Below are 13,981 nucleotides of genomic sequence, written 5' to 3'. Positions count from 1 at the left end.
CGGGGGACAACCATGCTGGATAAAGAACTGCGTTCGATGATCGGTGACGTGAAGGACGGGCGGATGGATCGCCGCGCCTTCGTCAAGCGCCTGGCCGCTGTCGGCCTTACCGCCCCCATGGCGAACCAGATCCTCTCGATCGGCGGCGTCGCCATGGCGCAGAGCCCGTCGCCGTATCCGCCGACCAAGCGCGGCGGCGGCGGCCCGCTCAAGCTGCTGTGGTGGCAAGGACCCACTCTGCTCAATCCGCATTTTGCCACCGGCACCAAGGATCAGGACGGTTCGCGTCTGTTCTATGAGCCGCTCGCAAGCTGGGACGTCGACGGCCATCTCAATCCGATTCTCGCCGCCGAGATCCCGTCAATCAAGAATGGCGGCCTGTCCGCCGATGCGAAGACCGTCACCTGGAAGCTCAAGCCCGGCGTCAAATGGCACGACGGCAAGCCGGTCACCGCCGATGACCTCGTCTTCAACTGGGAATATGCCAGCGACCCCGCCACCGCGTGCGTCTCGATCAGCACCTATAGCGGCCTCACCGTCGAGAAAGTCGACGACCTCACTGTCCGGATCACTTTCAAGGAGCCGACGCCGTTCTGGGCCAACGCCTTCGTCGGCGCCTATGGCTGCATCCTCCCGAAGCATTTGTTCGCCGACTACAAGGGCGCAAAGTCCCGCGAGGCGCCGAACAATCTGAAGCCGGTCGGCACCGGTCCCTATAAATTCGTCGAGTTCAAGCCGGGCGATCTGGTGCGCGGCGAGATCAACCCCGACTACCACATGGCGAATCGCCCGTTCTTCGACAGCGTCGAAATGAAGGGCGGCGGTGACGCGGTCTCGGCGGCGCGCGCCGTGATTCAAACCGGCGAATATGATTTCGCCTGGAACATGCAGGTGGAAGACGAGGTGCTGCTGCGCCTCGAGAAGGGCGGCAAGGGCAAGACCCTCTACGCTGTCGGCGGCGATATCGAGTTCATCGCCATCAACTTCACCGATCCCAACATCGAGGTCGATGGCGAGCGTTCGTCGATGAAGACCAAGCATCCGAGCCTGTCGGATCCTGCTGTACGCCAGGCGCTCGCGCTGCTGGTCGATCGCGACTCCGTCAAGAAGGCGATCTACGGCCGTGCCGGCCGTACCACCGCGAATTACCTCAATGGTCCCGACGACTTCGTGTCGAAGAACACCAAATGGGAGTTCAATGTCGACAAGGCGATCGCGCTGCTCGACAAGGCCGGATGGAAGCCCGGCGCCGACGGCATCCGTGAGAAGGACGGCAAGAAGCTGAAGTTCGTGTACCAGACCTCGATCAACGGTCCGCGCCAGAAGACCCAGGCAATCGTCAAGCAGGCCTTCCAGAAAGCCGGCATCGACGTCGAGCTGAAATCGGTCGTGGCCTCGGTGTTCTTCTCCTCCGACGTCGCCAACCCCGACACCTATTCCAAGTTCTACACCGACATCGAGGAGTTCCAGATCCCGATGACGCAGCCCGATCCGGCCCTCCACATGCGCCGCTATCATTCGCGCAATGTGGCGACCAAGGAGAACAAGTGGCAGGGGCAGAACTTCCCGCGCTGGGTCAACAAGGAGTTCGATGCCGCGGTCGACGCTGCCGACACGGAGACCGATCCGGTCAAGCGTGCCGCGCTCTACATCAAGTGCAACGACCTGATGTGGCAGGACACTGTCGTCATTCCCGTGATGCACCGTCTTGCGGTGGAGGCTGCCAGCAACACGCTCCGGCCGGCGTTGTCCGGCTGGGCCAACCAGACTGACAATATCCAGGACTGGTACCGCGAGGGCTGAGCACGGGCGTCTAGGCGGATTATTCGCTCATGAGTCAGTACGTCCTGCGTCGCCTGATGATCGCGATTCCGAGCCTGCTCGGAATCTCGGTCGTCCTGTTCGTCGTCCTGGCGCTCGCGCCAGGCGACCCCTTCAGCGAGCTTGCGACCAACCCGAACGTGCCGCCTGAAGTGCAGGCCGCGCTTCGGGCCAGGTTTGGCCTCGACGATCCGATCTACCTTCGCTATCTGCACTGGCTCAATGCCATGATGCATGGTGATTGGGGCTTCTCGTTCGTCAGCCGGATGAACGTCGATACGCTCATCCTCCAACGCCTGCCGACCACGCTGTACGTGATCGGCTCGTCGCAGATCCTGGCCCTCCTGGTCGCAATTCCCGTCGGCGTTTATGCGGCGACGAAGCCCTATTCGATCTTCGACCGCATCGCGAACACGCTCGCCTTTGTCGGATTCTCGCTGCCGACCTTCTTCACCGGTATCCTGTTCATCCTGATCTTCTCGGTCACGCTGGACTGGCTTCCCTTCGTCTACACGACCGACATCAAGGCCACCGGCATCCACTATGTGCTGGAGATGATCCGGCAGGCGATCATGCCTGTGGCGGTGCTCGGCCTGTTCCAGGCGGCGTCGATGACGCGCTTCGTGCGTTCGGCGATGCTCGACGTCATCAGGCTCGACTATGTCACCACGGCGCGGGCCAAGGGCCTCGGCCAGGCCAAGGTCATCGTCAAGCATGTGATGCGCAACGCCATGATCCCGGTGGTCACGCTGATTGCGCTGCAGTTGCCGGCCGTGTTCGGCGGCGCCATCGTCACCGAGCAGATCTTCCGCATCCCCGGCATCGGCTCGCTCCTGATCTCCTCCATCCTTTCCAACGACACGCCGGTGGTGATGGCCGTCGCCTTCGTCTTCGCTTGCCTCGTCGTGCTGTTCAATCTCGTTGCGGACGTCCTTTATGGCTGGCTTGACCCTCGCATCTCCCTCCGCTGAGCGGCGCGCTTACTCGCCCTGGCGCGAGACGTGGCGGCGCTTCAGCCGCCACAAGCTCGCCGTCGTCAGTGCGTGCATGCTCCTCGTCCTGATTCTGGCGGTCGTGGTCGGTCCCTTCGTCTGGCGCGTCAAGATCAACGACATCGACATCGTGGCGGGCTTGCAGGGTCCGTCGCTGACCCATCCCTTCGGCACCGACGATCTCGGCCAGGACATCCTGGCGCGGATGATCTATGGCGGGCGGATCTCGCTTGCGGTCGGATTGGCGGCGATGCTCGTGTCGGTGTTGATCGGCACGCTGATCGGGGCGCTCGCCGGCATGTCGCGCGGCGCGCTCGGCCACGGATTGATGTGGCTCACGGACCTCTTTCTGTCGCTGCCGCAACTGCCGCTGTTGCTGTTGCTGATCTATCTGTTCCGCGACGCGCTGAAGCAGGTGTTCGGCCCCGAGGGCGGCATCTTCATCCTGATCGTGCTCGTGATCGGCGGTTTGCGCTGGATGCCGGTGGCGCGTCTCGTCCGCGCGCAGTTCCTGTCGATCCGCGAGAAGGAATTCGTCGAGGCCGCGCGTGCACTCGGCGCGAGCCCGGTGCGGCAGGTGGTGAAACACATCCTGCCCAATGCGCTCGGTCCGGTGATCATCGCCGGTACCATCGACGTCGCCGCTGCGATCATCGCGGAATCGACGCTGTCCTTCCTCGGCCTCGGCTTTCCGCCTGACACCCCGACCTGGGGCCGGCTGCTGTTCGACGCCAAGGATTTCCTCGATATCGGCCCGCACTGGGCTCTGTTTCCGGGCGGCGCGATCTTCATCGCGGTGGTCGCCATCAACTTCATCGGCGACGGTCTGCGTGACGCGCTTGATGCGCGACGGGTGATCTGATGGCGCCGCTGCTCGAGATCAAAGGTCTCAAGACCCATTTCTCCACCGACGACGGCATCCTTCAGGCCGTCGACGGCGTCGACATCACCATCAACAAGGGCGAGACGCTCTGCGTCGTCGGAGAATCCGGCTGCGGCAAGACCGTCACGGCGATGTCGATCCTGAAGCTGATCGCGATGCCGCCGGGCCGCATCGCAGCCGGCGAGATCATCTTCGATGGCCGCGATCTGGTGCCCCTGACCAGCAACGAGCTCGACGAGATCAGGGCCAAGGAGATCGGCTTCATCTTCCAGGAGCCGATGACCTCGCTCAATCCGGTGCTGACGGTTGGCGAGCAGATCGCCGAGAGCCTGCGCCGGCACGAAGGTTTGACCAGGAAACAGGCGCTCGATCGCACCATCGAGATGCTGAAGCTGGTGCAGATTCCGAACGCGGAAGGTCGCGTGCACAATTATCCTCACCAGTTCTCCGGCGGCATGCGCCAGCGCGTGATGATCGCGATGGCGCTCGCCTGCAAGCCCAAGCTGATCATCGCCGACGAGCCCACGACCGCGCTCGACGTCACCATCCAGGCGCAGATCCTCGACCTTCTGCAGGACATGAAAGAGCGCTTCGGCATGGCGGTGATGCTGATCACCCATGCCATGGGCGTCGTCGCCGAGACGGCCCAGCGTGTCGTCGTGATGTATGCAGGCAAGGTGGTGGAGGAGGCTGCTGTCGACGATCTTTTCGCCGATCCGCGCCATCCCTATACGCAAGGCCTGATCCGCTCGATCCCGCGCATCGATCTCGACAGCGCGCACAAGACGCGGCTCGAGGCGATCGGCGGTTCGGTGCCGATCCTGATCGACCCGCCGGTCGGCTGCCGGTTCGCGCCGCGCTGCAAGTTCGCCATGGACGTCTGCACGGAGAAGGAACCGCTGCTGCGCCAGATCGCACCCGGCCACCGCATGGCTTGTCATCTCGGCGATACACAGCTGGGAGGCGCGGCATGAGCGAGCCTCTGCTCCGCGTCAGCGGCCTGAAGAAGCATTTCCCCGTGCTCGGCGGCCTGTTGTCGCGCCAGGTCGGCACCGTCTATGCGGTCGACGGCGTGTCGTTCTCGGTCAATCGCGGTGAAACGCTCGGCCTGGTCGGCGAATCCGGCTGCGGCAAATCGACGACGGGACGCTGCGTGCTGCGCCTGATCGAGCCGACGGACGGCGAGGTCATGTTCGACGGCCAGGACGTCGGCAAGCTCGGCGGCAACGATCTGCGGGCGATGCGCCGAAACATGCAGCTTGTGTTCCAGGACCCGTTCGCCTCGCTCAATCCGCGCATGACGGTCGGCTCCATCCTCGGCGAGGCCTTCACCATCCACAATCTCGCGTCCAACGCGAAAGAGCGCGAAGAGCGCGTCGCGGGATTGCTCGTGAAGGTCGGCCTCAAGGCGGATCACATGCGCCGCTACCCGCACGAGTTCTCCGGCGGCCAGCGCCAACGCATCGTGATCGCGCGCGCGCTCGCGGTCGAGCCGAAGCTGATCGTCTGCGACGAGCCGGTGTCGGCGCTCGACGTCTCGATCCAGGCCCAGGTCATCAACCTGCTGGAAGATCTCCAGGCTGAGCTGAACCTCACCTATCTGTTCGTCGCGCACGACCTCTCGGTGGTCGAGCACATCTCCGACCGTGTCGCGGTGATGTATCTCGGTCGGATCGTCGAGCTGGCCAAGGCGAGCGACCTCTATCGCAACCCGCAGCATCCCTACACCAAGGCGCTGCTCTCGGCCGTGCCGGTGCCGGATCCCAAGCTCAAGCGCAACCGCATCCGCCTCAAGGGCGACGTGCCGAGCCCGATGAAGCCGCCGTCGGGCTGCCACTTCCACACCCGCTGCCCGATCGCGCAGCCGCGCTGCGCCGAAAGCGCGCCGGAACTGAAGGAAGGCGCGAGCGGGCATTTCGTGTCGTGTCATCTGGCCTAGGTTGCGCGGTGCATAGGTCCCCCGGAGGCCTTGATTGCAAGGGGCCGGCTGGCGTAGGGGGGACGTATGAGCCAGGTACAAGACGTAACTCTCGGCGCGATTGACACGGCCGCGACGGATCGGGACGCGCAAGCGCGCCGGGCGCTGTGGGGATCGGCGCTGGGCTACGCCATGGATGGGTTCGACCTCCTCATCCTCGGCTTCATGCTGACGGCAATTTCGAAGGACCTTCAGCTCACGCAGCCGCAAGCGGCCTCGCTGGTCACGGGGACCCTGGTCGGCGCAGTCGTCGGCGGTCTCATCTTTGGCATGCTGTCGGACCGGCTTGGTCGCGTGCGGGTTCTGACCTGGAGCATCGTCCTGTTCGCGGTCTTCACCGGCCTCTGCGCGCTGGCACAGGGCTATTGGGACCTCCTGGCCTATCGGGCCATCGCCGGCATCGGTCTCGGCGGCGAATTCGGCATCGGCATGGCACTGGTGGCCGAGGCGTGGCCCGCCGGCAAGCGTGCGCGGGCAACGTCCTATGTCGGGCTTGGCTGGCAGTTCGGTGTGCTCGCGGCGGCACTGGTGACGCCGGTCCTGCTGCCGATCATCGGCTGGCGCGGGATGTTTGCGCTCGGCGTGTTTCCGGCGGTGATCGCCTATGTGATCCGGCGCAAGCTGCACGAGCCAGACGTCTTCATCGCGCACAAGGCGAACGCCGCGAATGCCGGTTCGTCACTTCGTGCGCTCGTGGCCGATGCGGAGACGACCCGGATCGGCATCGGAATGATCATTCTCTGCTCGGTGCAGAATTTCGGCTATTACGGCATCATGATCTGGCTGCCGAACTATCTCTCGACGCGGTTCGGCTATGGCCTGACGCAATCCGCGCTCTGGACCGCGGTCACTATCGCCGGCATGGCGCTCGGCATCTTCCTGTTCGGTCACGCGGCCGATCGTTTCGGCCGCCGCGCGGCGTTTTTGACCTACATGCTCGGCGCGGCCATCATGGTGATGGTCTATTCGCAGCTGACGACCGCTGGTGCGCTGCTGATCGGCGGAGCGGTGATGGGTTTCTTCGTCAATGGCATGCTCGGTGGCTACGGCGCGCTGATGAGCGAGCTTTATCCGACCGCGGCGCGTGCCACCGCGCAGAACGTGTTCTTCAACATCGGCCGGGCGGTTGCCGGCTTCGGTCCGCTGGTCGTCGGTATCGTCAGTGCCGCCTACGGTTTTCCGACCGCGATCGCAGGCCTTGCGCTGCTCTACCTGATCGACATCGTGGCGTTGCTCGCGCTGATCCCGGAGCGGCGCGGCGTCGATCTGGCCTGACGTCGAATTCGCTCACGTCTCGCGAAGCAGGCCGTAACCCGAAAGGGCTTGCCTGAACGTCTCGACGGACGTGTGGTGATGCGCAAGGAGGCCCGCTTTCCTGGCGCCGGCAACATTGGCCGCGAGGTCGTCGACAAAGAGGACGGTCTCGGGTCTGACCTTGAGCTCTGAAACGCAGAGGCGATAGCAGAGCGGATCGGGCTTGGCTGTCTTGAACTGGGCCGAGGTGTAGATCCTGGAGCCGAACACCGGCCGCAATTCCGGCAGCAGCGTATCGATGTGATCAGCGACCAGCGTGGTGTTGTTGGTCAGCACCGCTATGTCGACGGTTCGGCGCAGGTCTCGGACGATCTCCAGCATCGCGCGGTCGGCCCGCATTGAACAACGTCGCGCCTCCACCCATTCGTCGAGCGACAGCGGATAGCCGATGCGTTCGCCGAAGCCTCGCAGATAATCGACGGCATCGAGCGTGCCGGAATCGCCAAGCAGCTCGAAGCCGCTATCCCAGATCGCCTGGTGGACGAATTCGTCGGTGGATCCGGCAAGCTCCGCCAGGCGTGCGACCCGCTTTCCCCTGTCATATTCGCAGAGAACATTGTCCATATCGAAGAGGACAAGCTTGATCTCGTCGGTCACGGCAACGCTCTCGGTCCGGCCAGGACGTCCGGCCGCGACCCCAGTGATATCCCAGGCGCTGCCGGGCGCAAACCCGGCTCAGCTCTCCAGCGTGAACCCGACGCGCAGGGTCACCTGGTAGTGGCGCACCGTGCCGTTCTCGATGTGGCCGCGCGTCTGCACCACCTCGAACCATTTCATGTCGCGGATGGTCTTGGACGCGCGGCTGACCGCGTTCTTGATGGCGTCATCGATCGAGGTCTCGGACGATCCGACCAGTTCCAGGATCTTGTAGACATGATCCTTCTCGGCTGCGGGCATGGTGAGCCTCCCTCGGTTGCGCGGCAGCGCTGGCCGCCGCATGGACTCCGATTTGAACGGACGTCGGCCGTTCCGGTTCCGTCGTCCGATGGCCAGCATGCGCCAGCCGAGGTGGAGCATGCCGCGTTCGCCTGCTAAGCGCTATCCATGGATTTGGCGCGGCGCGACAGGACGATCGGCTTCCTCTGCCTCGGTGTGACCGGGGTCGGCTGGGCGCTGAACTGGCCGCTGATGAAGCTGTTGCTCCAGCAATGGCCGCCGCTGTTTGCCCGCGGCCTCGCCGGCGTCTGCGCCTGCTTGATTCTTGCCATGCTGGCGTTGAGCCGGAAGGAACGGCTTACCATCCCGCGCGAGGCGATTCCGCGGCTGCTGTTTGCGACGCTGACCAACGTCTTCGCCTGGATGGGTTTCGGCACGGTCGCGATGAAATATGTCAGCGTGGGGGAGGGCGCCCTGCTCGCCTACACCATGCCGATCTGGGCCATGCTGTTCGCCTGGCCGGTGCTGCACACGCGTCCGACCATCAGGGACATTCTTGGGCTCGTCCTCGGCGTTGCCGGCGTCGCGCTGCTGTTGAGCGGCAACGGCTTTGCATTCAGTGCCGACAAGCTGCTTGGCATCGGACTGGCGCTGTCCTGCGCCATCCTGTTCGCGCTCGGCAATGTGCTCAACCGCAAGCCGTTGCCGATGCCGCCGCTGGTTGTCGTCGCCTGGCAGGTCGGCCTCGGCTGCGCCGCCATGCTGGTCCTCGGTGTTCTGTTCGAGCGCCCGGACGTGACTGCGATCACGCCGCTGGGGCTCGGCTGCTTCGTCTACATGACGCTGGTGCCAATGGGTGTCTGCTACGTCACCTGGTTCGAGACGCTGCGCCGCCTGCCGCCGACCTCGGCCTCGACGGGCATGCTGATCGTTCCCGTGATCGGCGTGGTCTCTGCCGCAATCATTTTGGGCGAGCCGCTTGGCTTGCGCGAATGGATGGCGATGGCGCTTACGCTCGGTGGTGTCACGCTGGCCTTGCAGCGGGCGTAATCACCGACGCGCGCCAAGCTAAGCGGCCTCACCGCGCAGGCGGATAGCGGCAGGCTTGGCCTCGCGCAGCAGCCACCACGCCAGGATCGCAAGCACCACCATCAGCGCGAAGCCGCCGACGGCGGGCGTCATGAAGCGCTCCAGATCGCTCGCATGGGCATTCTCCGCCGACAGCCGTGCCGATTGCAGCAGTCCATAGGCGTTCGCCAGCAGGAGAAGCCCATAGATGGTGCCGCGTTCGCGTGGGCTCGCCAGGCTGGCAAGGTCGGGAAGCAATAGCGCAAGCCCGATTCCCACGATCGGCAGGTCGTAGTCATAAGCGTAAGGGCTGATCATCACGGAAGCGACAGCGACGATACCAAGCGCGAAGCGGGGAGACGGTCCGCGCGCAACGGCGAGGGCGACGGCAACGAGCGCCAACGCTGCCATCACCATCTGCCCCCAGAACGCCCACGCGGCGGGAAGGCCGGCGTTGTACAAGGCCGCATAGGCCGAGATCATCCGAAACAGCTGATAGCGGCCGTCCTCGAGATAGCTCGCGGCCTCGCGGATACTGCCAAGCCAGGCGACCCAGATCTGCGGACCGAAGGCGAGCGTGCAGACGAGCGAGCTCGTGATCACCACGATCGCCGCGCTCAGCACTGCCGACCAGCGGCGCGTCAACAGCATGTAGACGCCCGCGGCAACGGCGAGATGCGGCTTGATCACCATGATGCCGAGCGCGAGGCCCGATAGCACCGGGCGCCGCTCTGCGTTGATGCAGACCAATCCGATCAGCGCGCCGGTAAGGAGCCCGTTCTGGCCGATCGCGATGGTGATCGCGATGGCCGGGAAAAAGACCACGAGCACGAGCGCGAAATTGTTTGCCGCGACGGTGCGAAGCACCATCAGATAGGCGGCCAGTGTGACGGCCGTGAAGAGGAGATAGGCGGACCAGCCCTGCAGGAATGCGAGGGGCGCAACCAGCAGGTCGAATTGCGGGGGGTAGGTCCATGGCATCACGTCTGTCGCCCCGCCGGCCGCTTCCATCTGCATCTCAGTGAACGACGCAAACTGGTAGGTCAGGTCGAGACCGCCGAGCCAGATCCGTTGCGCGACGATATGGAAGGCCGCGAAGTCCGCGGTCTGGCCGCCATACCAGAGGCCGCCTGCGAAGAAACGGAAGGCCTTGAAGCCAAGCACGGCCGCCAGCAGCGCAAGAATGACGCAGACATAGATCGTCCGCTTCCGCGGCGAGGCCTGGATCTGCTCCAACGTTGCGGTGAGCATCGGTTCGCTAATCTCTGCAGGGCGGCGCGGCGCCGATTACAGGCGAGATTGCGGACTGAATCTTAAGGTCCGGTAACGAAACGATAAGGATTTGGGGCAGTCGGCTGCCGGCTGTGCGGCCCTACGGATCCAGCTCTGTATCCCAGTAGAGATAGTCCAGCCAGCTGTCGTGCAGGTAATTCGGAGGAAACAGCCGGCCGTTGCGGTGGAGCTGGTGCACCGTCGGCGCGAAGGCGTGCTGGCGCGGAAACATCTTGGCTTGCACCGGCGTGAGATTTCCCTTGCGCAGGTTGCACGGCGAGCAGGCCGCGACCACGTTCTCCCAGGTGGTCTGGCCGCCTTTGCTGCGCGGGATGATGTGATCGAAGGTAAGGTCTTCGGGCGAGCCGCAATATTGGCAGGCGAAACGATCGCGCAGGAAGACGTTGAACCGGGTGAAAGCGGGATGAGTGGTCGGCTTGACGAAGGATTTGAGCGAGACCACGCTCGGCAGCTGCATTTGCAGCGTGGGACTGTGAACCGCCTGATCGTAATGCGCGACGATATTGACGCGGTCGAGGAACACCGCCTTGATCGCGTCCTGCCACGACCAAAGAGACAGTGGGTAGTAACTCAGCGGCCGGAAGTCCGCGTTGAGGACCAGCACCGGCCAACTGCCTTGCGAGACATGTGCGTTCAAGTAACGCTCCCGGCCTCCAATATACGCTGCGAAGCAGCATGTACTGACATACTACATGCAGCGTGACGGGATTGTGAAGCCCGTTGAGCGACTTATTCAGGCCCATGCAATGCGGCAGCGAGGTGGCGAAACGCCTAAAAGCGCCGTGATTTGAGAGGGGCCACGCCATCGGCGCGGAACCCCTCGATCATCACCCTGTGACTCCAGACGGCTACTCCCGCACCCGCTCCAGCTTCTGCAAACACCGCGTACCGCGCACGAAGGCCGGCATCTCCTGGTCCGGAAAGCTGGTCTTCCAGTCGGTGACGCCGACTTCGCCGACATAGATGTCGCCCCTGGAATCCAGTGCGATACCGTGAGGAGCGAGAAACTTGCCGCTCGCAATGCCCGGACCTTCCTCGCCGCCGAGCCGCGCGATGCGCTTTCCCGTGGCGTCCACGATCGACAGGCGCGGACCGAGATTGGGCACCTTGCGGTTGACGGCCAGGCCGGGGCCGAGCTCGCCGATCACGAAGGTCGGGCTTTTGCTACCGCCACAACAGCACAGCGCGCAGGGCCGATGCAGATTGTTCCATTGCGTTTCGTATTTGCCTTCGCCGTTGAACACCTGCACGCGGTGGTTCTCGCGGTCGGCGACATAGACCCAGCCGTCGGCATCGCTCGCGATATTGTGCACGATATTGAACTGGCCGGGATCGGTGCCTGGCTCTCCCCAGCTCTTCATCAGCTTGCCGTCGGGCGTGTATTTGTGCACGCGCGCATTGCCATAGCCGTCGGACACGTAGATCTCGCCCTTCGGCGAGAGCGCGGTATGGGTGCAGCGATGGAACGGTTCACCGCTCATGAAGGACGCAGGCTTCGCCGGGATGCCGATCGTCAGCAGCACCTTGCCGTCGGTGGTGCATTTGCGCACGGTGTGGTCGCCGTCATCGGTGCAGTAGAGATTGTCGTCGGCATCGATGTGCAGGCCGTGTGCGCGCGAGAACAGGCCTTCGCCAAAACTGCGCAGGAAATTGCCCTCGCGATCCAGCACCACCATCGGATGCTCGCCGCGGTTGAAGACGTAGACGCGATCCTTGCTGTCGACCGCGACCGAGGCGACGTCGGTGAGCTGCCAGCCGTCCGGCAGCTTTGCGAAGTTTTCGACGACGCGGTAGCGGTGCTCGCCGCTGCCGAGAATAGCTGGCATGGGTCTCTCCTTTTGTCATTCCGGGGCGCGACGAAGTCGCGGGCCCGGAATCCATTGTGCAGCATAACTTGGGGATGGATGGATTCCGGGCTCGCGCTGCGCGCGCCACGGAATGATAAGTGTGGTCACACTGGACCCACCTCACGCGGCAAAATGCCTTCCTCGATCGCCTTGATCTGGAGCGCGAGGAATTTCGAATTGATCCGGCATTGCGCGAGGCTGCCGGCGATAAACCACAGGCCGGGCTGTCCGGTGCGCGCATACATGTTGCGCAACTCGAAGCCGTCGCCAAAACCCCAGATCGGGCCAACGCGGTCGGCGATGCCGTCGCCGAACAGCTTTCGCACCAGATATTCCTGCGGCTTGTAGCCGGTGGAGAGCACGACGAGATCGGCCGGAATAGCCGTGCCGTCCTTCATCTGGGCGCCGTCGGCCGTAAAACTCTCGATGTCCTCGAACTGCTTCAGCTTGATCGCACCCTTGACGATCAGGTTGGAGCAGCCGACGTTGAAATAATAGCCGCCGCCGCGGGTGAGGTATTTGAATTGCCACCCGGTGCCGGCCTCGCCGTAGTCGAGCTTGAAGCCGATGCCGCGGAGGCCGTCGAGCAGCTCCTTGTCGAGCTCCTTCGACTGCTCGGTCAGCATCACATGGGTCTTCTTCGCAAGCGGCGTCGGCATCGAAGCCGCGATCAGATCGTTGTCCTCCAGAGAGCCCTCATTGTAGGTCGCGTAGGCAAGTTGCGCTGATGGCTCGATATTGGTGATCAGGGTCGGCGACCGCTGCACCAGCGTCACCTCGGCCCCGCTGGAATGAAGATCCTGCGCGATGTCATGGCCGCTGTTGCCGGTGCCGATGACGATGGCGCGCTTGCCGCTCCAGTTTTCGCCGTCCTCGTAGCGGCTCGAATGCAGCAGCGTGCCCTTGAAGCGATCGAGCGTCGGAATATCAGGGATGTTGGCGATGCCGCTGACGCCGGTCGCCATGATCACATGGCGGGGATGCATGGTGCGCTGGCTGCCGTCGGCCCGGCGCAGCGTGACGGTCCAGTGCCCCTTGGCTTCGTCGTAAGTGCCGCCCTCGAACTCGGTGCCGGTCCAGAAGTTCAGCTCCATCGCATCAACGTAAGCCTCGAACCAGTTTGCGAGCTTGTCCTTGGGGATGTAGGTCGGCCAGCTCGGCGGGAACGGCATGTAGGGCATGTGATTGACCTGCACCTGGTTGTGCAGGGTCAGCGCGTGATAGCGCTTCCTCCAGACGTCGCCGATCCGCGCCCCGCGATCGACGATCAGCGTGTCGATCTGCAATTGCTTCAGCCTCGCGGCGATCGCAAGCCCGGCCTGGCCGCCGCCGACCACCAGCACGGCGGGATCGCGATCGGCATAGTCGCGCGAGGCGTTGCGCAAATCGAGCCAGTTCGGCCCGCGGAAATCGCGCGAATAGGCCTGCCCCCGCGGCCGTGAGGCGCCGAGCTGCTCCTCGAAGCCCTTGAGCTCCTCGAGCGCAGAGAGCAGCGTCCACGCCTTCAGACGATCGCCGTCGGCGGCGTCGGGTACGAGCCTCACGATGCCGCTGCCACGGCCGAGTGCAGTCTCGAAACTGAAGATGGCTTCGATGTTGTTGGTGCCCGCGCGTGTCACCCAGCGCGGCGCTGCGCGGTTCGGCGCAATCCTGAAATTGTTTGGCGCCGCTTCGGGGGCGAGCGTGGTCAACGCCTGCGTGATTGTATCGCGGCCCGCGATCGTTTGCAGGTTCCAGCTCAGCGCCAGCACATCGCGCCAAAAGCAGTCAGCGAGGAAGAGACGGTCCAGCGCGGCGCGATCCGGCTTGCTGAGCGCGCGCTCGAATTCATCGAGCCAGGCCTGCACGGAAACGGCCATATCCCTCGTGCGATCCAGCATGCGCGACCTCGTGGCCGTCTTCGCGGCGT

Annotated in this window: 13 protein-coding genes; 7 read left to right on the top strand and 6 right to left on the bottom strand. The window is 64.0% G+C overall.

All coding sequences use genetic code 11. The features are described 5' to 3' along the window. Nucleotides 1-12 precede the first annotated feature (12 nt). The 6 genes from JQ631_RS15860 to JQ631_RS15835 all read left to right on the top strand — a co-directional run bounded on the left by JQ631_RS15860 (nt 13) and on the right by JQ631_RS15835 (nt 6,949). Nucleotides 13-1,803, top strand: coding sequence for a peptide ABC transporter substrate-binding protein (locus JQ631_RS15860; RefSeq protein WP_212327484.1), 1,791 nt, complete (start codon nt 13-15; stop codon nt 1,801-1,803). A 29-nt stretch (nt 1,804-1,832) separates the two neighbouring features. Beyond that, entirely contained in the window at nt 1,833-2,792 is a 960-nt protein-coding gene (locus JQ631_RS15855; RefSeq protein ID WP_212327482.1) for an ABC transporter permease, read from the top strand. After that, a complete protein-coding gene (locus tag JQ631_RS15850) occupies nt 2,758-3,675 on the top strand; it encodes an ABC transporter permease (RefSeq protein WP_212327481.1) in 918 nt (305 codons plus the stop codon). The genes JQ631_RS15855 and JQ631_RS15850 overlap by 35 nt, the downstream gene beginning before the upstream one ends. Beyond that, nucleotides 3,675-4,670, top strand: a complete 996-nt coding sequence (locus JQ631_RS15845) for an ABC transporter ATP-binding protein (RefSeq protein ID WP_212327479.1) — start codon at nt 3,675-3,677, stop codon at nt 4,668-4,670. The genes JQ631_RS15850 and JQ631_RS15845 overlap by 1 nt, the downstream gene beginning before the upstream one ends. Further along, a complete protein-coding gene (locus JQ631_RS15840) occupies nt 4,667-5,635 on the top strand; it encodes an ABC transporter ATP-binding protein (protein ID WP_212327477.1) in 969 nt (322 codons plus the stop codon). The genes JQ631_RS15845 and JQ631_RS15840 overlap by 4 nt, the downstream gene beginning before the upstream one ends. Nucleotides 5,636-5,701: 66 nt before the next feature. Next, complete coding sequence (locus JQ631_RS15835; RefSeq protein WP_249160307.1) at nt 5,702-6,949, top strand: MFS transporter; 1,248 nt, start codon at nt 5,702-5,704, stop codon at nt 6,947-6,949. A 12-nt stretch (nt 6,950-6,961) separates the two neighbouring features. On the opposite strand, the gene JQ631_RS15830 is transcribed toward JQ631_RS15835, so the two are convergent. Continuing rightward, nucleotides 6,962-7,585 (bottom strand): HAD family hydrolase, encoded by a 624-nt coding sequence (locus JQ631_RS15830; protein ID WP_349644984.1) that lies wholly within the window; start codon nt 7,583-7,585, stop codon nt 6,962-6,964. Between the two features lie 78 nt (nt 7,586-7,663). Then, entirely contained in the window at nt 7,664-7,885 is a 222-nt protein-coding gene (locus JQ631_RS15825; RefSeq protein WP_212327475.1) for a dodecin, read from the bottom strand. Between the two features lie 147 nt (nt 7,886-8,032). Between JQ631_RS15825 and JQ631_RS15820 the strand changes: the two genes are divergently transcribed. Continuing rightward, nucleotides 8,033-8,914, top strand: coding sequence for a DMT family transporter (locus JQ631_RS15820; protein ID WP_212327473.1), 882 nt, complete (start codon nt 8,033-8,035; stop codon nt 8,912-8,914). 18 nt (nt 8,915-8,932) lie between these two features. Here JQ631_RS15820 and JQ631_RS15815 read toward each other — a convergent pair whose 3' ends face one another. The 4 genes from JQ631_RS15815 to JQ631_RS15800 form a co-directional block, all read right to left on the bottom strand. Then, nucleotides 8,933-10,183: a glycosyltransferase family 87 protein gene (locus JQ631_RS15815; RefSeq protein ID WP_212327471.1), complete on the bottom strand. Its 1,251-nt coding sequence runs from the start codon at nt 10,181-10,183 to the stop codon at nt 8,933-8,935. A 121-nt stretch (nt 10,184-10,304) separates the two neighbouring features. Beyond that, on the bottom strand, nt 10,305-10,862 hold the full coding sequence (locus JQ631_RS15810) for an HNH endonuclease (RefSeq protein WP_018316280.1): 558 nt from the start codon (nt 10,860-10,862) through the stop codon (nt 10,305-10,307). Between the two features lie 211 nt (nt 10,863-11,073). Further along, complete coding sequence (locus JQ631_RS15805; RefSeq protein ID WP_212327470.1) at nt 11,074-12,051, bottom strand: peptidyl-alpha-hydroxyglycine alpha-amidating lyase family protein; 978 nt, start codon at nt 12,049-12,051, stop codon at nt 11,074-11,076. Between the two features lie 125 nt (nt 12,052-12,176). Next, nucleotides 12,177-13,952: a flavin-containing monooxygenase gene (locus JQ631_RS15800; RefSeq protein ID WP_212327469.1), complete on the bottom strand. Its 1,776-nt coding sequence runs from the start codon at nt 13,950-13,952 to the stop codon at nt 12,177-12,179. Nucleotides 13,953-13,981 lie beyond the last annotated feature (29 nt).

The sequence above is a fragment of the Bradyrhizobium manausense genome, from assembly GCF_018131105.1.
GTDB lineage: Bacteria > Pseudomonadota > Alphaproteobacteria > Rhizobiales > Xanthobacteraceae > Bradyrhizobium > Bradyrhizobium manausense_B.
The sequence above is the reverse complement of the archived record's forward strand: the minus strand, read 5'-3'. Positions and strand labels throughout refer to the sequence as shown.